Source organism: Mycobacterium sp. pV006 (genome assembly GCF_041287115.1).
Classification (GTDB): domain Bacteria; phylum Actinomycetota; class Actinomycetes; order Mycobacteriales; family Mycobacteriaceae; genus Mycobacterium.
Genome location: NZ_JBGGKT010000024.1, coordinates 15,228 through 34,698, shown reverse-complemented (window position 1 = coordinate 34,698; position 19,471 = coordinate 15,228). Strand labels below are relative to the sequence as shown.

General features: G+C 67.4%; 24 protein-coding genes. 13 read left to right on the top strand and 11 right to left on the bottom strand.

All coding sequences use genetic code 11. From position 1 onward, the window contains the following. Positions 1-138: 138 nt before the first annotated feature. On the bottom strand, positions 139-450 hold the full coding sequence (locus tag ACAG25_RS23480) for a hypothetical protein (protein WP_370490883.1): 312 nt from the start codon (positions 448-450) through the stop codon (positions 139-141). A gap of 414 nt (positions 451-864) precedes the next feature. Between ACAG25_RS23480 and ACAG25_RS23475 the strand changes: the two genes are divergently transcribed. The 3 genes from ACAG25_RS23475 to ACAG25_RS23465 all read left to right on the top strand — a co-directional run bounded on the left by ACAG25_RS23475 (position 865) and on the right by ACAG25_RS23465 (position 2,584). After that, on the top strand, positions 865-1,752 hold the full coding sequence (locus ACAG25_RS23475; protein ID WP_370490882.1) for a sulfurtransferase: 888 nt from the start codon (positions 865-867) through the stop codon (positions 1,750-1,752). Between the two features lie 2 nt (positions 1,753-1,754). After that, positions 1,755-2,159, top strand: coding sequence for a SufE family protein (locus ACAG25_RS23470; protein WP_370490896.1), 405 nt, complete (start codon positions 1,755-1,757; stop codon positions 2,157-2,159). Positions 2,160-2,257: 98 nt separating this feature from the next. After that, positions 2,258-2,584, top strand: coding sequence for a hypothetical protein (locus ACAG25_RS23465; RefSeq protein WP_098003828.1), 327 nt, complete (start codon positions 2,258-2,260; stop codon positions 2,582-2,584). Positions 2,585-2,588: 4 nt separating this feature from the next. On the opposite strand, the gene ACAG25_RS23460 is transcribed toward ACAG25_RS23465, so the two are convergent. Together ACAG25_RS23460 and ACAG25_RS23455 are read right to left on the bottom strand one after the other, a co-directional pair. Further along, complete coding sequence (locus ACAG25_RS23460; RefSeq protein WP_370490881.1) at positions 2,589-4,910, bottom strand: putative bifunctional diguanylate cyclase/phosphodiesterase; 2,322 nt, start codon at positions 4,908-4,910, stop codon at positions 2,589-2,591. A 282-nt stretch (positions 4,911-5,192) separates the two neighbouring features. Further along, positions 5,193-5,324, bottom strand: coding sequence for an ANTAR domain-containing protein (locus ACAG25_RS23455; protein WP_370490880.1), 132 nt, complete (start codon positions 5,322-5,324; stop codon positions 5,193-5,195). Between the two features lie 168 nt (positions 5,325-5,492). Here ACAG25_RS23455 and ACAG25_RS23450 point away from each other — a divergent pair, with 168 nt between their 5' ends. After that, a complete protein-coding gene (locus ACAG25_RS23450; RefSeq protein ID WP_370490879.1) occupies positions 5,493-7,301 on the top strand; it encodes a biotin carboxylase N-terminal domain-containing protein in 1,809 nt (602 codons plus the stop codon). A 307-nt stretch (positions 7,302-7,608) separates the two neighbouring features. Next, positions 7,609-7,923 (top strand): hypothetical protein, encoded by a 315-nt coding sequence (locus ACAG25_RS23445; protein WP_370490878.1) that lies wholly within the window; start codon positions 7,609-7,611, stop codon positions 7,921-7,923. Positions 7,924-7,929: 6 nt separating this feature from the next. Here the strand turns inward: ACAG25_RS23445 and ACAG25_RS23440 are convergent, their stop codons facing one another. Beyond that, complete coding sequence (locus ACAG25_RS23440) at positions 7,930-8,484, bottom strand: NTP transferase domain-containing protein (RefSeq protein ID WP_370490877.1); 555 nt, start codon at positions 8,482-8,484, stop codon at positions 7,930-7,932. A 228-nt stretch (positions 8,485-8,712) separates the two neighbouring features. Here ACAG25_RS23440 and ACAG25_RS23435 point away from each other — a divergent pair, with 228 nt between their 5' ends. Beyond that, a complete protein-coding gene (locus ACAG25_RS23435) occupies positions 8,713-9,150 on the top strand; it encodes an STAS domain-containing protein (RefSeq protein ID WP_370490876.1) in 438 nt (145 codons plus the stop codon). Here the strand turns inward: ACAG25_RS23435 and ACAG25_RS23430 are convergent. Further along, complete coding sequence (locus ACAG25_RS23430; protein WP_370490895.1) at positions 9,121-9,846, bottom strand: RNA polymerase sigma factor SigF; 726 nt, start codon at positions 9,844-9,846, stop codon at positions 9,121-9,123. The two genes, ACAG25_RS23435 and ACAG25_RS23430, sit on opposite strands and share 30 nt — an antisense overlap. A 59-nt stretch (positions 9,847-9,905) precedes the next feature. Next, positions 9,906-10,337 carry an ATP-binding protein gene (locus ACAG25_RS23425; protein WP_370490875.1) on the bottom strand — a complete coding sequence of 144 codons (432 nt, stop codon included), beginning with the start codon at positions 10,335-10,337 and terminating at the stop codon, positions 9,906-9,908. Positions 10,338-10,455: 118 nt separating this feature from the next. Between ACAG25_RS23425 and ACAG25_RS23420 the strand changes: the two genes are divergently transcribed. Then, positions 10,456-10,602, top strand: a complete 147-nt coding sequence (locus tag ACAG25_RS23420; protein WP_370490874.1) for a hypothetical protein — start codon at positions 10,456-10,458, stop codon at positions 10,600-10,602. A gap of 184 nt (positions 10,603-10,786) precedes the next feature. Next, positions 10,787-11,023 (top strand): CsbD family protein, encoded by a 237-nt coding sequence (locus ACAG25_RS23415; RefSeq protein WP_370490873.1) that lies wholly within the window; start codon positions 10,787-10,789, stop codon positions 11,021-11,023. Positions 11,024-11,076: 53 nt separating this feature from the next. On the opposite strand, the gene ACAG25_RS23410 is transcribed toward ACAG25_RS23415, so the two are convergent. Further along, the gene (locus tag ACAG25_RS23410; protein WP_370490872.1) at positions 11,077-11,421 is read right to left on the bottom strand and encodes a hypothetical protein; all 345 of its coding nucleotides are present in this window, start codon (positions 11,419-11,421) and stop codon (positions 11,077-11,079) included. Positions 11,422-11,524: 103 nt separating this feature from the next. On the opposite strand from ACAG25_RS23410, the gene ACAG25_RS23405 reads away from it, so the two are divergent. Then, positions 11,525-12,067: a restriction endonuclease gene (locus ACAG25_RS23405; RefSeq protein WP_370490871.1), complete on the top strand. Its 543-nt coding sequence runs from the start codon at positions 11,525-11,527 to the stop codon at positions 12,065-12,067. Positions 12,068-12,161: 94 nt separating this feature from the next. Further along, positions 12,162-12,962 carry an SDR family oxidoreductase gene (locus ACAG25_RS23400; RefSeq protein ID WP_370490870.1) on the top strand — a complete coding sequence of 267 codons (801 nt, stop codon included), beginning with the start codon at positions 12,162-12,164 and terminating at the stop codon, positions 12,960-12,962. A gap of 12 nt (positions 12,963-12,974) precedes the next feature. On the opposite strand, the gene ACAG25_RS23395 is transcribed toward ACAG25_RS23400, so the two are convergent. The 3 genes from ACAG25_RS23395 to ACAG25_RS23385 all read right to left on the bottom strand — a co-directional run bounded on the left by ACAG25_RS23395 (position 12,975) and on the right by ACAG25_RS23385 (position 14,061). Continuing rightward, positions 12,975-13,328: a heme-binding protein gene (locus ACAG25_RS23395; protein ID WP_370490869.1), complete on the bottom strand. Its 354-nt coding sequence runs from the start codon at positions 13,326-13,328 to the stop codon at positions 12,975-12,977. 26 nt (positions 13,329-13,354) lie between these two features. After that, a complete protein-coding gene (locus tag ACAG25_RS23390; RefSeq protein WP_370490868.1) occupies positions 13,355-13,564 on the bottom strand; it encodes a hypothetical protein in 210 nt (69 codons plus the stop codon). Positions 13,565-13,713: 149 nt separating this feature from the next. After that, a complete protein-coding gene (locus ACAG25_RS23385) occupies positions 13,714-14,061 on the bottom strand; it encodes a hypothetical protein (protein ID WP_370490867.1) in 348 nt (115 codons plus the stop codon). A gap of 323 nt (positions 14,062-14,384) precedes the next feature. Here ACAG25_RS23385 and ACAG25_RS23380 point away from each other — a divergent pair, with 323 nt between their 5' ends. Genes ACAG25_RS23380 through ACAG25_RS23370 form a run of 3 tightly spaced genes read left to right on the top strand, consistent with a single transcriptional unit; the run spans position 14,385 to position 17,277 of the window. Then, entirely contained in the window at positions 14,385-14,942 is a 558-nt protein-coding gene (locus ACAG25_RS23380; RefSeq protein WP_370490866.1) for a hypothetical protein, read from the top strand. After that, on the top strand, positions 14,939-16,267 hold the full coding sequence (locus ACAG25_RS23375) for a Dyp-type peroxidase (RefSeq protein ID WP_370490865.1): 1,329 nt from the start codon (positions 14,939-14,941) through the stop codon (positions 16,265-16,267). The genes ACAG25_RS23380 and ACAG25_RS23375 overlap by 4 nt, the downstream gene beginning before the upstream one ends. Continuing rightward, entirely contained in the window at positions 16,264-17,277 is a 1,014-nt protein-coding gene (locus tag ACAG25_RS23370) for a hypothetical protein (protein ID WP_370490864.1), read from the top strand. Before ACAG25_RS23375 ends, ACAG25_RS23370 begins: the two co-directional genes overlap by 4 nt. Here ACAG25_RS23370 and ACAG25_RS23365 read toward each other — a convergent pair whose 3' ends face one another. After that, positions 17,278-19,437, bottom strand: coding sequence for an AAA family ATPase (locus ACAG25_RS23365; protein ID WP_370490894.1), 2,160 nt, complete (start codon positions 19,435-19,437; stop codon positions 17,278-17,280). Positions 19,438-19,471: the final 34 nt, after the last annotated feature.

Sequence of the window (19,471 nt, the reverse complement as noted above, 5' to 3'; positions counted from 1 at the left end):
GATGTCCTGCAATGTTGGTGAAAGCTTCTCAGCTAACGCTCAGCCTGTCAATCGGAACTCGCGAATGTTAAAGAATTTTCCCGACAACAGGCGAAACGGGCCGGTGCTGCCCGGCCCGAACGGCAAACGGCATGATCGCTAGCAGGTGTCGTCTGCAGCCCGCTTGACGGCAAAGATGACCCGCTTGGTCGTCGGGCTGATACGTCCCCCCCGACTGGGCGAGGTGGCACATACCGTCCAGTTGGTCAGGTTGATAACCTCACGTGGGCCTTTAGTGTCCTGAAAGAAGAAGTTGAGCTTCTCCGGCGCGGCAATCTCGGCCACCTCGTCGACGGCTCGCTGCAGGATCATCTGACGCACGTCGGGCATCCGCCACACGGGATCAGATTGCGCCGTGGCCGGACCGGCCATGCCGATCGAACCGCCGGCTACCAGCCCCACCGTCGCCACCGATGCAAGCAACTTCTTGTTGATGGCCTCAACCTCTCCTTGAAAGACTGCTGAAAGTCGCTACCACGGTAGCCCATTGACACGTCCAGACGTCGCCGTTCCCCCGTGCTCTCCGATGAATCTCATGATTCGAGTCGGCACAACGCGAGGTCGTGAGAACAGCGAACAGTTGTGCGTATCAACAATCAGTTGGCGGCCGTACCCCGTGCCGCCTGCGCTCGACCGATACCGTCACTCATCGAAGCGACGGCTACAGCGTGCACAAAGAGCAAACTATTGCCTCCTGAGCCGCCTCTCCCCCGCCCTGGTGCGCTTCGGTCATCGCGGTCGGCACCGTCACGGCCGCGCCGCAGCCGGTCTGCTGCGGGCCGACACACGCGGGCCCGCCATCACCGCAGCGGTAGGCTGAATCACGTGCCGCTACCGCCTGATCCCAGCCCCGCCCTGCAGTCCTACGCCCACCCGGAACGCCTGGTCACCGCCGACTGGCTGTCGGGCAACCTCGGCCGGCCCGGGCTGGCCATCGTCGAATCCGACGAGGACGTGCTGCTCTACGACACCGGCCACATCCCCGGCGCGGTCAAGATCGACTGGCACACCGACCTCAACGACCCGAACGTGCGCGACTACATCACCGGCGAGCAATTCGCCGCGCTGATGGACCGCAAGGGCATCGCGCGCGACGACACCGTCGTCATCTACGGCGACAAGAGCAACTGGTGGGCCGCCTACGCGCTGTGGGTATTCACGCTGTTCGGCCACCCGGATGTGCGGCTGCTCGACGGCGGCCGCAGCCTGTGGATCTCCGACGGCCGCGACACCACCCTCGACGTGCCGACCAAGCAGTCCAGCGGCTACCCGGTCGTGGAGCGCGACGACGCCGCCATCCGCGCTTTCAAGGACGACGTACTGGCGATCCTCGGCGAACAGCCGCTCATCGACGTGCGCTCCCCGCAGGAGTACACGGGCGAACGCACCCACATGCCCGACTACCCCGAAGAGGGCGCGCTGCGCGGCGGCCACATCCCCACCGCGGTGTCCATCCCGTGGGCCAAAGCCGCGCTGGACAATGGAAAGTTCCGTCCCCGGACCGAACTCGAGGAGCTCTACGGGTTCATCAAGCCCGACGACAAAACGGTCGTGTATTGCCGCATCGGGGAACGCTCCAGCCACACCTGGTTCGTGCTGACCCACCTGCTCGGGCTGCCCGGCGTGCGCAACTACGACGGCTCCTGGACCGAGTGGGGCAACGCGGTGCGCGTGCCCGTCGCCGTCGGTGAGGAACCCGGCGAGGCGCCGTGAGTATGCCGGGCGCGCTGGCCGACGTGGTCTCCGACTTCCAGGACGTCGACGGCCAGGACAAGCTCGCGCTGCTGCTCGAATTCGCCGACGAATTGCCACCGCTGCCCGAGGAGCTTGAAGAGGCCGCGATGGAACCGGTACCGGAGTGCCAGTCCCCGCTGTTCCTGCACGTCGACGCCGCCGACCGCGGCCATGTCCGGCTGTTCTTCAGCGCGCCCGCCGAAGCGCCCACCACGCGCGGCTTTGCGGCGATCCTGGCCACCGGCCTGGACGGCCAGTCCGCCGACGACATCCTGGCCGTCCCCGACGACTTCTACACCGATCTCGGGCTGGCCAAGCTGATCAGCCCGCTGCGGCTGCGCGGCATGTCGGCGATGCTGACCCGCATCAAACGTCGCCTGCAGTAACGGGGCCCGACGTCGCAGCGAATTAGTCGGGTAGGGTCGCCTTTGTCCGGGGGGCCCGACGCCATCCATGACCGACGACGTTCAGGAGACACTGACTTATGGCCGAACTCAACGCGATTCGCATCGGCAAGAAGCTCGGCATGGGAAGTGTGATTGCGCTGGCCGCATTCGGCACGGTGGCCGCGCTCGGCGTCGCCTCCGCGCACGCCGACGAGATCCGTCCGACCCCGGGCGTCCAGAGCGGCCAGGCCGACTCGATCGGCATCATCAAGGGCGACGCCACCTACGGTGACGTGCGCGGCGCCGACATCGGTGAAGTCCACGCGCACGGCGACGTCCGCGATTCGATGATCGCGGTTCCGGGCCGCACCAAGGGCAAGAAGTGGCGTTACGGCACCTGGGGCATGCCCAACAGCTTCCGCTAAACGGCTAACGAGCACGCCTGCGGGCGCGCGGCGACATCAGCCGCGCCAGCCGCTGCCTTGGCGACCCTGCGGCGGACCGCATACCGCTGCGCTCGTCCTGCGCGACGAGCAGGCGCTGCATTTCTGCCGCGTCGACCGGCGGGCTGAAATGGTGGCCCTGCACGACGTCGCAGCCGAACGATTCCAGCGCTGCGACAGCGTCGGACGTCTCGACGCCCTCGGCGACCGTGATCAGGCCCAGCGTGTGCGACAGGTCGATGACCGCGCGCACGATGGCCGCGGCGTCGGCGTCGTCGGTGACCGAGGCGATGAATGATCGGTCCAGCTTGACCTCGTCGATCGGCAGGTCCCGCAGATAGGACAGTGCCGAATAGCCGGTACCGAAGTCGTCGATCGCGATCGCGACCCCGAGGGTCCAGATCTGGTCGAGGACGGCGCGCGCCTGCTCCAGATGGCCCAGCATGAACTCCTCGGTGATCTCGACCGCGAGCAGCGCCGCGGGCACCTGGTGGCGGGCCAGCGTCTCGGTGATGCGCTCGGGCAGCCCGCGGTCGGTGACAAACGGTGCCGGCAGGTTCACCGACACCGGCAGCGGGTGGCCGTGGGCGCTCCACCGCCGGACGTCGGTCAGAGCGCGGTCGATCACGAACTCGGTCATCGCGTCCATCAGGCTGTGGTGTCGGGCCAGCGGCAGGAACTGGTCGGGGTAGAGCATCCCGAGCCTCGGATGCGGCCAGCGCACCAGCGCTTCCGCCCCGCAAATCTCCCGCGTCGGCAGGGCCACCTTCGGTTGGTAATGCACCGTCAGCTCACCGAGCTCGATCGCGCGGCGCAGCTGCGCCAGCATCTCCATGCCCGCCCGCGTCGTGCTCTGCCCGGTCTGATCGGCGGCGTAAACCAGCACACCGGCGCGGGAGTGCTTGGCCCGGTACATCGCGATGTCGGCGTGGCGTAACAGCGTCGTCAGCTCGCGGCCGTGCTGACCGGCCACCGCGATCCCGACGCTGGCGTCCGTGCGAATCTCCACTCCGTCGAGCTCCAGCCCTTCCTGAAGTACGGCGATCAGCGTCGACGCCAGCGCCACGGCGGCGTCCACCCGGGCATCGGGCAGCAGCACCACGAACTCGTCGCCGCCCAGCCGGCCCACCACGGCGGTGTCCTCGACCGAAGCAGCCAGCCTCGACGCCACCATCCGCAGCAGTTCGTCACCAGCGGCGTGCCCCAGCGAGTCGTTCACGTCTTTGAAGTGGTCGAGGTCGAACAGCAGGAGGGCGCAATGGAATCCGCTGTCGTCGGTACATCCTTGCGCCAGCACCTCCGAGGCCCGTTCGTAGAATCCGCGGCGGTTCAGCAGCCCGGTCAACTCGTCGGTGCGTGCCTCGCGGGCGCGGACTCCGGCAGACCGTGCTTCGAAGAAAGCCACCGCCAGCCGGGCCAGCGCGGCCAGCAGCGTGGCCACCGCCAACCACCGGGCGGCCGGGGTGATCGAGATGTAGCCGGCCGCGGCCAGCACGCCGATGGCCGCGCACGCCGCCAGCAGCGGTGCCGCCAGCGGAGCCCACGTGGGCGGCGGACGGTGGTGCAACGGGCGCGAGGGGAACCCCGGAGCCACCGCGACCAGCAGGGCCGCGAGCACCCAGCTGCCGTCGAGCAGGCCACCCGGCTGATAGTCGCCGCGCGCCAGCCGCATCACGAACAACGAGTTCGTCGCCGCGAACACCACCAGTCCGGCGGCCAACCACCACATCGCCGGGGGCACCCGCCACCGCAGCGAAGACAGCGAGAACACCACCAGTGCCAGCAGCACCAGATCGGCGATCGGATAGACGAGCGTCGCCGCTGCCCGGGTGAAGCCGGGACCCAGATACGCCAGCAGTTGCGGCACGACGAGCGCCGCGCCGACGGTGGCCGTTCCCAGCCCCACCACCACCCCGTCGAGGACCCGCCCCAGCGGCACGCGCCGCATCCGCGGGCGGGTCAGCAGGATCAGTCCCAGGCAACTGCACGGGTAGAACGCCAGCCACAGCCCCGCCCAGACCGACGGCGTGGGCAACACCGTGGTCGGCTGCACGAACCACAGGTAATAGATGTTGGCCGCTCCGGACGACAGCAGGCCGGCCGCGATGATCCGCCACGCCATCCGATCCGGTGACGTCGCCGGCGTCCGCACGACGCACAGGACGGTGGCCGCCGCCCAGGCGAGGTTCTGGCCGATGCCGTCCAACCACCAGGAGTAGCCGGGCTGGGGCCGCATACCGGGCAGAGTGGTCACCAGATATCCCGTGATGATGACCAGCAGCCACAGCTGCACCGCCGGGGGCCGCACGCTCAGGAGTCTCCGGGCGGCACGCAACAGCCGACTCGTCGCCGGCTCCAGCTCAGTCGACGCGTCACCGACTGGGGCGACGGCGCTCACCCGTGACCGATCGTGTCGCAGATTGCACTGATCGCGTCAGCGGGATTGTCAGCCTGGAAATTCTCATGACAATCAAGCTTTCTTCACACAGCCGAGCTGTGCCTATCTGGTGAATCTGGCCGTAGCGTAAGCGAGCGCGACATAACCCGGCACATGTTTGCTGAATTTCGCTTGATTAGAAATCTGCCGGTGTCACTCAGTCAGCCGCTTCGCGGGGTGATCCGCCTCGATCAGCTGGCGCGCGACGGTGACGAGCGTGGCGTTGGAGTCTTGCGAGAGCCGCTTGAGCAGTTCGAACGCCTGCACCGCGTCGACGGTGATCAATGCGACTCGGTGCGCCTCGCCGCCAGGGCGTACCCCGAGGGCCACGACACCCAACGGGGTTACTCGCCGGTAAGGGACCGGCTCGCCGACACCCGGCTTCGTGCGCATAAACTGCCCCGGGATACATTCTTAAAGACGCTCTTAGAAAACACGCCATCAGGAGGCTCAGTGGCCAGTCACGCCAGCTCAAAGATCTCCAAGGTGCTCGTCGCCAACCGCGGGGAGATCGCCGTCCGGGTGATCCGCGCAGCCAAGGACGCCGGACTCGAGAGTGTCGCGGTCTACGCCGAACCCGACGCCGACGCGCCCCACGTCCGCCTGGCAGACGAGGCCTACGCGCTGGGCGGCCAAACCTCCGCCGAGTCCTACCTGGTGTTCGAGAAGCTCCTCGACGCCGCGAAGAAATCGGGCGCCAACGCCGTGCACCCCGGTTACGGCTTCCTCAGCGAGAACGCCGACTTCGCCCAGGCCGTGCTCGACGCCGGCCTGATCTGGATCGGGCCCAGCCCGCAGTCCATCCGCGACCTCGGCGACAAGGTCACCGCCCGCCACATCGCCGCCCGCGCCGACGCGCCGCTGGTGCCCGGCACCCCGGACCCGGTCAAGGACGCCAACGAGGTCGTCGAGTTCGCCAAAGAGTACGGCGTGCCGGTGGCCATCAAGGCCGCGTTCGGCGGCGGTGGCCGCGGCATGAAGGTCGCGCGCACCATCGAGGAGATCCCCGAGCTGTTCGACTCGGCCACCCGCGAGGCCGTCGCCGCGTTCGGCCGCGGCGAGTGCTTCGTCGAGCGCTACCTCGACAAGCCGCGCCACGTCGAGGCACAGGTCATCGCCGACATGCACGGCAACGTCGTCGTCGCCGGCACCCGCGACTGCTCGCTGCAGCGCCGCTTCCAGAAGCTGGTCGAGGAGGCGCCCGCGCCGTTCCTGACCGACGCGCAGCGCAAGGAGATCCACGAGTCGGCCAAGCGCATCTGCAAGGAAGCCGGCTACTACGGCGCCGGCACCGTGGAGTACCTGGTCGGCCAGGACGGCCTGATCAGCTTCCTCGAGGTCAACACCCGCCTTCAGGTGGAGCACCCGGTCACCGAGGAGACCTCCGGCATCGACCTGGTGCGCCAGCAGTTCAAGATCGCCAACGGTGAGCCGCTCGACATCACCGAAGACCCGACCCCGCGCGGACACTCCATCGAGTTCCGCATCAACGGCGAGGACGCCGGCCGCGGCTTCCTGCCCGCCCCCGGTCCGGTCACCCGCTACGACATCCCTACCGGCCCGGGCGTGCGCCTGGACTCCGGTGTCGAGGCCGGCTCGGTCATCGGCGGCCAGTTCGACTCGATGCTGTCGAAGCTGATCGTCACCGGCGCCACCCGCGACGAGGCGCTGCAGCGCTCCCGCCGCGCGCTGGCCGAGTTCCACGTCGAGGGCCTGGCGACGGTCATCCCGTTCCACCGCGCCGTCGTCTCCGACCCGGCGTTCATCGGCGACGGCACCAAGTTCGACGTGCACACCCGCTGGATCGAAACCGAGTGGGACAACACCATCGAGCCGTTCACCGGCGGCGACCCGATCGAGGAGGAAGACACCATCCCCCGCCAGACCGTGGTGGTCGAGGTCGGCGGCCGGCGCCTCGAGGTGTCGCTGCCCGGCGACCTCGCGCTCGGCAACGGCGGTGGCGGCGCGCCGCACGGCGCCATCCGCAAGAAGCCCAAGCCGCGCAAGCGCGGTGGCGCCGGCGGCGCGGCCGCGTCCGGCGACTCGGTCACCGCGCCGATGCAGGGCACCGTGGTCAAGGTCGCCGTCGAAGAGGGCCAGACCGTCGCCGCCGGCGACCTGGTGGTGGTGCTCGAGGCGATGAAGATGGAGAACCCCGTCACCGCGCACAAGGACGGTGTCGTCACCGGCCTGTCCGCAGCGCCCGGCGCCGCGATCACCCAGGGCACTGTGATCTGCGAGCTGAAGAGCTCCGAGGAGTAGACCTCTCCAGCTGCTGGTCCGACACACGGAATCCCGCCCTCGGCAACGCCGAGCGGCGGGATTCCGGTGTTTAGCCGGGCTCGGAATCAACAGTTCGTATAACGCCCCTCCGGGAAGCGAAATTCATTTTCCCGGAAAGCTTCCCTCTGTCGACGACGGAGGTATACATTCGCGTCGAACCGACGACGTCGTTTGCCAGCGGTCCTCAATACAGCCGGCATCACAAATCGAGGGGTGGAACGGCCCCGCTGCGAAGCTTCGCAGCGGGGCCGATCCCTGTCTCGAACGCGCATGGCAGGCTGAGCGTGTGGAACCCGTCGAAATCAACGCCGGCGCATGGTATTTGCGCGCCCTGCGCGCCGATGAACGCGTCGACGACCGGCCGGCCCTCGCCGACCTCGGTGAACGCCGCGCCGACTACGTGGCCGTTGCTGCCGAGGACTGGGCGAGCGAAACCCGATTCACCTGGGCGGTATGCGAGCCGACCACCGGTGAACTGCTGGCCGAAGTCGCCCTGGACCCGGCGAGCCGGACGCTCACCGTTCGCTGCCGGCCTGGTCACGACGACGCCGGGCAGACCGGCGGCGAAGCGGTGCGCCGCTTCGCCGACGCGATGCTGTGAGGCCTTTCAGGGCTCGTCGATGTCCTGTCCCGTAGCCAGGTCCGCACAATCCACGGCGACGACGTCGTCGCGCGCCTTGAGGAACGGTCCGGCGCCCTCGTCCCCGCCCAACATGGCCAGCAACTCCGGCCAGTGCCGGCGGGCTATCACCACCGGATGGCCCGGACGGCCGTCGTAGACAGCGCGCGCCAACCCCGACGACGAGGCCCGGGCTGCCTGCACGACCCGGCGCACCGTCGCGGCGTCGACGTCGGGGGTGTCCACCGTGGTGATGACCGCGAAGTCGACCGCGTCGCCCAGCGCGACCAGCCCGGTGCGCACCGAATCACTCACTCCCACAGCCCAATTCGAAGCTGCGACAGAGCGGGCCGGTTCAGGCACGTCGACGATGGCCGCGCCGAGGACCACCACAACGTCGTCGCAGCCCCCGCCGCTGAGCGCCGCGACCCCGGCCCGTAACCAGGCACCATCGGCCGCCAGCACCTTCGGTTGCCCGAACCTGAGACCGGCGCCAGCGGCCAACAAGATGCCACCAGCAGTAATCGTCTGCTGCTCAACCATTTTCGCTACACACACCGGATCTACTGACGCTGCCGTCAGCCCCTTCCTGAGAATTGTGACCATCTACCTAGAACCATTGTCCAAGATCGACGAAAGAGCGTATGGTTCGAAGCACGGGTTGAAATTTCCAGCCTTCCGACAACGTCATCGAACGCGGTCAATCGACCCGCGCAAGGCTTTCAGAACCAGGGCCCCCTTGGCGTGCACTTCCGATCAGATGGAGTCACGATGCCTACTTTCGCCCCCGAATCAACCCCCGAGACAGCCGACGACAAGCTGAGCTGCCACGCCGCTCAATTCGAGCGCAGCCGGCCGCAACAGTCGACCGTCGTCATCTCGGCACACGGCGAGCTCGACGCCGCCAACTGCAACGAACTGGTCGACTTCTCACTGGTCGACAGCGAACAGACCCAGTGGCTGGTCCTCGACCTGACCGGGCTGAGCTTCTTCGCCACCGCCGGCTTCTCCGCGCTGCACACGCTCAACGTGCGCTGCGCGGGCGAGAACATCCGGTGGGCCTTGGTGCCCAGCCTGGCCGTCGACCGGCTGCTCCGGTTGTGCGACCCGGACTCGACGCTGCCGATCTGCGTCGACACCGCCACCGCGCTGACCGCGGTGCACGCCGAGCCGCCCCGTCTACTCGAGCTGATCCCGGAGACGAGCTAGCGACTTCGCCAGCAGGCGCGACACGTGCATCTGTGAGATGCCGACGCGCTCGGCGATCTGGGTCTGGGTCATCGACTCGAAGAACCGCAGGACCAGCACCGTGCGCTCGCGCTCCGGGAGTGCTTCCAGCAGCGGACGCAGCGCCTCGCGGTTCTCGATCTGGTCGAGACTCATGTCCACGTCACCGAGGGTGTCGGCGATCGCGGGCGCGTCCTCGTTGCCGCTGCCGCCACCGCTATCGATCGACAGGGTGTTGTAGGAGCTGCCGGCCACCAGGCCCTCGATCACCTCGTCGCGGTCCATCTCCAGCTCGGCCGCCAACTCGGTGGCCGTCGGCGCCCGGCCCAACCGCTGGGACAGCTCCGCGGTGGCCGCGCCCAGGCGCAGATGCAGCTCCTTGAGGCGCCGCGGCACCTTCACCGACCAGCTGTTGTCGCGGAAGTGGCGGCGGACCTCGCCCATGATCGTCGGCACGGCGAACGACACGAAATCCGAGCCGGCGTTCACGTCGAAGCGGATCACCGCGTTGACCAGGCCGACTCGCGCGACCTGAACCAGATCGTCGCGCGGTTCACCACGGCCGTCGAAGCGGCGCGCGATGTGATCGGCCAGCGGCAGGCACCGTTCCACGATCCGGTCACGCTGACGCTGGAAGGCGGAGGTGCCTTCCTCGAGCTTCTCCAACGCCCGGAACATCTCGGCGACGTCGGCGTACTCGGAGCTCGAACGCGACGAGCCCTTGGACGACGAGCGCGTCACTGCAACGAACTCGCTCGCCTCGTCGTCATGGAGATCCCGAATACCTGACCCCCGGACGACTGGCCGTCAGAGAACGTGGTCACCTCATCAGTCAGCGAGCTCAACACGTGCCAGCTGAAGCTGCCCGGCGCGAGAATGTCGGGGCTGGCACAGTTCGTGGACGCATGCACCAACAGCGCCTCCGGCTGCGGATCGACCACGAGCAGCAGAGTCGAGTCCGGGACCGCGGAGCGGATCAAACGGGTGCATGCCTCGTCGACCGCCAACCGCAGGTCGGCCACGGCGTCGAAGTCGAGATCCTCGAAGGTCCCGATCGCCGCCACCAGCGTGCGCAGCACAGCCAGATTCTCGAGGGTCGCGGCGACACGGAGTTCGACCGACTGAGCGCTGTAGCGCTGCCCAATAGCCTGGCTAGCGACTTCGGCCATCTGTCCTCCCGGAAATGTCGAAGCGAGATTACCCCAGGCCACTCCCCCGTTATCCACGGGTGCTCCGGGTGTATGCGGACAAAGTTAAACGGCCACCCGGGTCGGGTAACCGTTGATCATGAATGACATCGAACCGGCCGATACCCACAAACGGCCTTTGCGACGCATCCTGGTGATCGCGGCGACGGTCCTGGGGGCGTTGATTCTGCTCGGTGCGGCCATCTATGCGGGTGCGTTTCTGATCTTGGCTCCGATGATGCAGTGAGGTCATGGTGGGGCTGTGATACCCCAGGTCGTGCGTCACCCAAACACCACATGAAAAGCGTTGGAACTCAATGAAGTTCGTTGAGACCCAGGTCACTGTTGTTTAATGCCCGGACCGCTTGGGAAGCCTTCTGACATCCGGCTCTGGAAGTCCGGACAAGTCGAACTGACCGGAAGGAAGCCCCATGACCGAGAAGAACAGCGGACCCGAAGAAGGCATCAAGGGCGTCGTCGAGGACGTCAAAGGCAAGGCCAAGGAAGCCGTCGGCACCGTGACCGGCCGCGACGACATGGTCCGCGAGGGCAAGGCCCAGCAGGACAAGGCCGACGCTCAGCGCGACGCCGCTCAGAAGGAAGCCGAGGCCGAATCGGCACGCGCAGGTGCCAAGGCCGCCGAGAAGCGCCAGGAGAGCGAGCAGTAGATCTGACTTGATCGATGGGCCCAACCGGTTCGCCGGTTGGGCCCATCTCTGTGTCAGGGCAGGTGAGGTATCGCGGTAAGAACCGTGAGGACCAGCAGCCAACCCGCAGCAACCAGCCACGGCATCTGGTCGGCTTCCGCCCGGCTGCTGCGGGCTCCGGCGTAGATGCCGCCGATCGCAAGAATCGCCGGTGCGCCGACCCCCAGCAGTGCGCGCTGCGGGGCGCCACAGGCCAGCGGGTCGATCGTGGAGCCTGTGCAGGTGCCCAGCCAGATCGCGGCGAGAGCCAGGAAGCCGATGCCGGCTGCAGTGAAAACCAGTGCGGTGCGCGCCGCGGCGGCGGACGTGCGTTCGGTCCCGCGGGTGTGGCTGCCCTCCCGGGATAATTGCGGCAACATCTGAATTTCCCCTTGAAAACAGCTCGATCGTCGGCGCTGCGGACCGCGGATTCCCGCCCTGGGTTGCACTGAAACGTCGGTGGGCCGGTCTACGCTTCGCGCCGTGCTCTGGAAGCTGGGGGTTGCGCTGGCGGTCGCCGCCGGCCTCACGGCGTTCCTGTCCGGACTGGGGGTGGGCTGGAGTGTGGCCGTCGCGCTGGCCGCGCCGCTGCTGCCGCGGCTGCTCATGGCGTTCTTCTCCGGCTTCGTCTCCGGCGCAACCACCCCGTCGCCGCGGGAGGACCCGGCGACCACCGCGATGTCGGGCACCGAATTCGAGGACTACGTGGCGCGAATTGCCCGCTCGTGCGGCGTACCGGTGATCATGACGTCGATGACCGGCGACTGGGGCGTGGATCTGATCGTCGGGCACCGCCCGGATCGGCTCGCCGTGCAGTGCAAGCGGCTGTCCCGCCCGGTCGGCGCCGCAGCAGTGCAGGAAGTCGTCGCCGGGGCGCCGATGCAGGACTGCACCCGCACCATGGTGGTGACCAACCACGACTTCACGCCTGCGGCACGCAAACTCGCCGAAAAGCACGGGTGCGAGTTGGTGACCGGGGCCGACCTGCCCCGCCTGCGTTCGATCATCCGCCGCCTGACCGCGTAGGTGACCCTGTCGTTTCGGCGACCGCGCGCGTCTGTTGGTCGACACGCCGCTGGTGACCGGCATTTGCGCACGCTCGCCGCCGATGATGGTGCGCATGGACCTCACGGACGCAACAGCGATTGTCACCGGCGGCGGCTCAGGGATCGGCGCGGCACTGGCCGCCGAACTGGCGGGCCGCGGTGCGCGCGTCGTCGTCGGCGATCTCGATCTGCCCGGCGCCACCCGCGTGGCCGATGCCATCGGGGATCGCGCCGTCGCGGTCTGCGCTGACGCGGCCACCACGGCGGGGATCGAGTCGATGATCGCCCGGGCCGAAGCCGACTTCGGACCCGTCGACCTCTACGTCGCGAACGCGGGCGTCATGGGGCAGCCGGGCCTCGGTGACGAATCCGGATGGGACCTCATCCTGGATGTCAACGTGCGCGCACACATCCGCGCGGCGCGGTTACTGGTGCCGAACTGGCAGTCACGCGGGTCTGGCTATTTCGTGACGGTGGCGTCGGCGGCAGGGCTTCTGACACAGTTGGGTGCCGCCGGTTACGCCGTGAGCAAGCACGCAGCAGTCGGCTTCGCGGAATGGCTGGCCGTCACCTACGGCGACGACGGGGTAGGCGTGAGCTGTGTCTGCCCGCTCGGCGTGGAAACGCCACTGCTGCAGGCGATCCGCGACGTCGACGACGCAGACGCGCGGGTGGGCGCGTCATCGATCGAGCAATCGGCCCCGGTCATCAGCGCCGCCGACGTGGCGCGGGTGACGGCCGACGCGGTGCAGGCCGACCAGTTCTTGGTGCTGCCGCACGCGGAACTGTTGGACATGTACCGCCGCAAGGGCTCCGATTACGACCGATGGATCAGCGGCATGCGGCGCTACCAGCGGGCGTTGCGGGGGCTCTGAGTACGTCGGGTTTCAGCCGCAGCGGGCCCGGAAGTCCACCGCCGGCTGACGGATGCCCTGCAGCTCTGCCTTGACCTGCGGGTTGGCGTCGAGGAAGTCCTGCAGCGCAGTGCGCTTCTCCTCCTTGGGCACGTCCTTGAGGGAGGTGAAGAAGTTGTTCACGTGCGGATGGGTGAACAGGTACGCCGACGTAGCTGCGGTGATCCCCGACATGATGCCGGCCAGATCGGCGGCCGTGCAGTTCGGGGGTGGGGGCGGCGGCGGGGCCGGCTGCGCTGCCGCGGGTGCCGCACCACCGATGAGCACCGCTCCGGCCGCGAGACCGGTCATCAGCATACGTCGCGCGAAAGTCTTGTCAGACAACATGATGTGCTCCTTGATCAGTCGGGCGATCAGGGGATGAACCAGCCCCAGTCGTCGTTGCAGTAGTAGTCGTAGCGGCAGGGGTATGGGGTGTAGGGGCCGGTGTCCTCGTCGTCGAGGCCACCCATCGAACAGACCGTGGTGTTTCCGGCGGTGGTGCAATCAGCCGAAGCCGCCGGGGTGAAGCCGAATGGGGCCGTGACGGCCAACGCCGCGATCAAGATGTACCGTGCCCGCATCATCTACTCCTCGAAGGGTTGAGTGACCCCGGTGAAACTGACGGTTGCACAGACAGTTTCGGCCGCGACAGGGCCGGTGCCAACAAGATCAACCCTAGGAACGCGAGCAGAAATCAGACATCCCCCACTCTGGGGGAAAACCCCGTCTCTCAGCGTCGTCCCCCGCCACGATTGCCCCCGCGGTTCCCGCCACCACCACCGATATTGGGCCGGTCTGCGGGTAGCGGGTTGACCTGCGGGCGGTCCAGGTCGACATCCAGGTTGATCCCCCACCCGTAGACGTCGTCACAGTAGTAGTAGTCGTACTCGCACGGATACGGCACATACGGGCCGGACGAGCCCGACGGCCCGCCCCCGGCGTTCGACCCGCGGGAGTCCCCCTGGGAGCAGAGCGTGGTACCACCGGCGCTGGTGCAGTCGGCCTGCGCAACGTTGGGGGTCGCAATCACCCCGGCCGCCGCCAGGACCGGCGCGGCAAGCAGATACGCCAATCGCATCGGAGTGTGTCCTTTCCCTGCATACGCGTAACAGACCTGTCGCGGCGCAGGCGCTCCGAGCCTAGGAATATCCCGGGGGTCCCACATCCCCCAGAGCGGGTGAAAGCGGACGATGTCGCTATAACTCCTGCCGATGCGGCCTTCCGGGGTGTAACCTTCATCGGCCTGGGATCGTGTCCCGGCCGGCTCATCCCTAGCAGTCGGTTCGTGCGCGATCTCAGGCCCACCAGAGGTTCCCCCGCGCCGCTCGAGTTCCCCCGATCCGGGGGACGACATCGCCTTTCACACCGTCCTAGCATCCTCGCGACGCGATGGGAGCAGCGATGGCCGCACACGAAACCTGGAGCCGACCGGCGGCGCAGGCGATACCGCCGGAGGGGTATTTCGAGCTGGAGCGCGGCCGCTACGGACCGGTCTTCCCGCGCACACCCGCCTGCTACGGGTTCTCGATCATCGCGAAGGTCAAAGAGGGTCGGGAAGAAGCGGTGCGCGCCTACGGCCGCCAGATCGAGGAGGCCGTAGCGGCCAGCCCGGATGTGCTGGCCCCGTTACGACTTCACTATCTTCGCTGGGTGCTTTTCGATGTCGGATCCGGGCTGCACTTCCAGTATCAGGGCATCTTCGACACCGACTTCGACAAGTACACCGAGGACGCCATCCGCCTGTTCAGCGCCACCGGCATCACCACGGTGTTCACCAACCTGGAAGGCTTTCCCGAGGACTGGCAGACCAACCCGGACGCCTTCATCAAGTTCGTCCGCGACCACCACGTCCCGAGCTTCCTCGAGTACGGCGAGTACCCGTACGTCACCGCGGAAGAAATCAAGAAGGCCCTGCGGCTGAAGGCTGCGTTCTCCGACATGCTCGACCAGATGCAGTGACCCTCGAAGTCGACGACATCCAGCACCTGGTGCTGACCCGCACCCCGGCCATGACGGGGCGCTACGAGTTCGTGACGTTCGACAGTCCCGAGGGCGGCCGAGCCTGGCTTTCGGAGCTGCTGCCGTGCGCGCAGTCCGCAGCCGAGGTGGGCAAGACCATGGACGCCTCCCGGCGGTGGGTGACGTTGGCGTTCACCTGGACGGGACTGCGTGCTCTCGGCGTCCCCGACGATGCGCTGGCGACCTTCCCCGACGAGTTCCGGGAGGGGATGGCCGCGCGCGCCGACATCCTCGGCGACACCGGAGAGAACGCACCTTCACATTGGGTCGGCGGGCTGGCCGGGGACGACGTCCACGCCATCGCCATCCTGTTCGCGCGAGACGACGCCGAACACCGCAGGTGCGTTGACGAACACGACCGGTTGCTCGCCCGCTGCGATGGCGTCCGCAGCGTGTCCCATCTCGACCTCAACGCCCATCCACCGTTCAATTACGCCCACGACCACTTCGGTTTTCGCGACCGGCTGTCCCAGCCCGTCATCGCGGGCAGCGGTGAGGAGCCGACCCCCGGGTCCGGCGCGCCGCTGCAACCGGGCGAGTTCCTGCTGGGCTACCCCGACGAAGCCACCGAGAATCCGAAGATTCCGGAGCCCGAGATCCTTTCACGGAACGGCACCTACCTGGCTTACCGTCGGTTGCAGGAACACGTAGGGCTCTTCCGCTCCTACCTCGCCGACAACGCCGGCACCCCCGAGGAGCAGGAGCTTCTCGCCGCGAAATTCATGGGCCGCTGGCGCAGCGGCGCACCGCTGGTCCTCGCGCCCACTGCCGACGACCCCGAACTCGGCGCGGACCCGCAGCGCAACAACGACTTCAACTACAAGGAGATGGACCCCTTCGGGTATGCATGTCCGCTGGGTTCACATGCCCGTCGGCTCAATCCACGTGACACGGCGCATAACATGAACCGGCACAGAATGATCCGGCGGGGCGCCACCTACGGTCCGGCGCTGCCCGACGGCGCCCCCGACGACGGAGTCGACCGCGGGATCGCGGCGTTCATCATCTGCGCCAGCCTCATCCGCCAGTTCGAGTTCGCCCAGAACGTGTGGATCAACGACAAGACCTTCCACGAACTCGACAACGAGCACGACCCCATCTGTGGAACACAGGACGGTGCGCTGGACTTCACCGTCCCCAAACGGCCCATCCGCAAGGTTCACAAGGGTATTCCCGCGTTCACCACACTGCGGGGCGGCGCGTACTTCTTCATGCCGGGTCTGCGCGCTTTGCGTTACCTGGCCGGTCAGGGAGGCGATCGATGACACCGGCGGCCCGGACGTACAACCAGGCTCACGTGGCCCGTCCGACAGACGGGCGTCGCAGGGTCTCCATCTACTGGACATGGAGCTACCCGTGGGAGGCCCAACGCGATCCCACCCTGATGTCGAACCGTTTCTCGACGATCACCGAGGTGCGTAACGCCGTCTACCCCGCCTACGAGACACCGGAATTCGACTCCTCGCGCTTCCTTCAGGGTGTCGCCGGGACGTTGGAACTCTTCCACCGCTCGACCTTGACGTTCCAGGATCTCACCGCCGAGATCACGGGGCATCCGGTCGCGGTGTTCCAACGGGTCGATCAAGCCGGCTACCGACAGCCCCTCGACGAGCGGGTGCTCGCCGACGCCGACACGGTGATGGTCTTCGGCCTCGATCACCTCGGGTGCGGACTCGAGGCGGACACCGAGGAAATCGATGCGATTCGGGACTGGTTGCGGCGCAGCGGGACCTGCCTGTTGTTGGCGCCGCACCATGACGTCGGGTTCACCGACGACCTGGCACAGCGGCAGATCGAATACGAACACCACGGCGATCCGCTGGTGCCCCGCCAACAGCGCTTCAGCCGCTACACCCGCTCACTGATGCGCGCGCTGGGCGTACCGGTACACAACACCTGGGGACTGCGTCCGGCCACAGTTCCCGGCACCCGTGATCCCGTACCGCTGAACGCTTTCGGCGACTTCGACGAGATCAGGCTGCTCGACGGCGTGTCCAATCTGAGCTTTCACCAGCATCTCCCCCACTACGAGTTGACCGCACCCGAGGGCGCGGGTCTGCGGGTGCTGGCTCGCCAACCCGTCGACCCGCACCGACCCCACCCTTTCACTACCGGTGGGAACAGCGAATTCAACGCGGTGATCTGGCTTCCACCGGAGGGGGAACGCGCCGGCGACATCGTGCTGATCGACTCCACCCACTTCACCACGTTGTTCGGTGCCTCCCCTAGCCTGCACCGCCTGTGGCAGAACCTGGCGCTGCTGCCGAGCAACTGATCACACCGTGTCGTTGATCAAACCGATTCTGCGGGCTTCGATCACGGCGTCCCCGCGCGAGGACACCCCGAGCTTGCGGTAGATCGATGCGGCCTGACTCTTGGTGGTTTCACGTCCGACCACCAGTTCGTCGGCGATCCCCTGCAAAGACATGTTCGTGGCCAGGTAGGGCAGCAGGCGCAACTCCGCGGAGGTCAGCGGTCGGACGCCGCCGGCCAGCATCGCCTTCACCCGCTCGACGCGTTGCACGAGAGCCACCGCATCCGGCTCGCGCCGCCGCGCACGCTCGGCAGCGTCCAAATGCCGCCGCGCAAGGTCGAGATCCCCCAGCACCGTGCCGGTCCACGCCAGCAGCCCGTGACTCAGCAGCGCGGTGCGGGCCGCCAGATGATCGAGCCTGCCGAGCAACTTCTCGGTGACGGCGACGGATTCGCGGGCCGCGGCCTCGTCCCCGAGCCGCGCGGAGATGGCGGCATTGGTGGCGTACACCACCACCATCGGCACGACGTCGCGCAACTCGAACTTGTCCACCAGAGCCCTTGCGGCGTCGCTGCGTTGCACCGCCCACTCGTCCTCGCCCGCACCGAGGTCAAGGAGCGCCAGGTGCGCCAACGCGGCGGCGTGAAAACCCGGGAGATCCTCGATGGACGCGAGCGCTGATTCGAGCAGTACGCGGGCACGGTCGACCCGCCCCAACATCGACTCCGCTGCACCCTTCATCACCGTCGCTGCGCCCCACCACGGATTCATCAGCGCGCCGCCGGCAGCGCACACCACGTCGGCCTGTCTGACCACCTCCCGCACGCCTCCGCCACCGACCAGCGAACTGACGAGCGCCACGGCGATTTTCACCGACGGCGTACCGTCGGCCAGGGGGCGCCCTCGATCGGCGCGCAGCGCCGCCATCAGTGATCGCTGAATCAATTCCGCGTCGGCTTCGACGACCCCCAGCCACGCCTGTGCCACCGCGGCATCCGGCCACTCGACGAATGTTCGGGCATCAAGCATCGCCAACCGGCGAGCGAGCACACCGGCCCGACCGTCGAAACCCAGCCGCACCGCCTCCCGACCCACCAGCGCCGCGCTGCGTGCCCGGTCCCCCGCCGCGACGGCGTAGATCAACGCGCCGTCGATGTCGCCGGAAGCTTCGAGGAGATCGGCTGCGCGAGAAGCCAACTCGCGGTAACGATCCGGGGACATGTCGCGCAACCGGTTACGGAGAACATCGGCGAACAGGTGGTGGTAGCGGTAGGAACGGTGTTCCCGGTCGAGTGAGACCAGGAAGAGGTTGCCCGACCGCACCAGCAGTTCGAGCATCCGGGCCGAGTCCGCGCGCCCCAGCACCGCATCGAGTTGCTCGGCGGTAAACGTCTCGAGCACAGCGGATTCGGTGAGGAACGTCGCCACATCGCAGTCCAGTCGGTCGATGACTTCCTGCACCATGTAATCGACGATGACGTCGTGCCGACCCGTCAGCGTGTCCACCGAGGCGCCGTCGCGCAGCGCCATCGCCGTCAGAACCACCCCGGCGGCCCAGCCCTCACAGAGATCGACGACAGTCGCCAGCGTCGTCGGATCACAGGCTCCATGGATGGACTCGACGACTTCGGCCGTCTCTTCGTCGGTGAAACGGAGGGTCTCGGCGTCGATTGCCAGCACGTCCTCCTGCATCCGACGGTGCGCCACGTTCAGAGGTAGCCGACACCGACTCAGCAGCGCCGTGGTGGCCGATACCGGTGTCGCGTCGAGCAACGCCCCCAGGACTGCGACGGCGTCGGTCGATGTCAGCTTGTGCACATCATCGAGCACGAGGACGACGTCGCTCCGCTGTTCGAGAATCTGGATCACCGCGGGAAGAAGGTGGATGAACAGATCGCGGCCCGGCGCTCGCAGATAGTTCACCGGCTCCTGATGGGCGCCGTCGGGACCGGCCACGGCGGTGGCGATGTGCAACAACAGATGCACCGGATCGTTGTCGAGGTGATCGATGCGGATCCAAGCGGACGGTCGCGGATCGGCGTCGGCCCACTGGGCGGCCACGGTGGTCTTGCCGTAGCCGGCAGGTGCGGTGACGGTGATGAGCCTCTCAGTGGCCGCCGTCAACCGCGCAAGAATGTCCGGCCGCCCGATGACCCGGTCCGCGATACGCGGCCGAGCCATCGTGGCGGCCGGAATACGAGGACGCCAGTCTCCC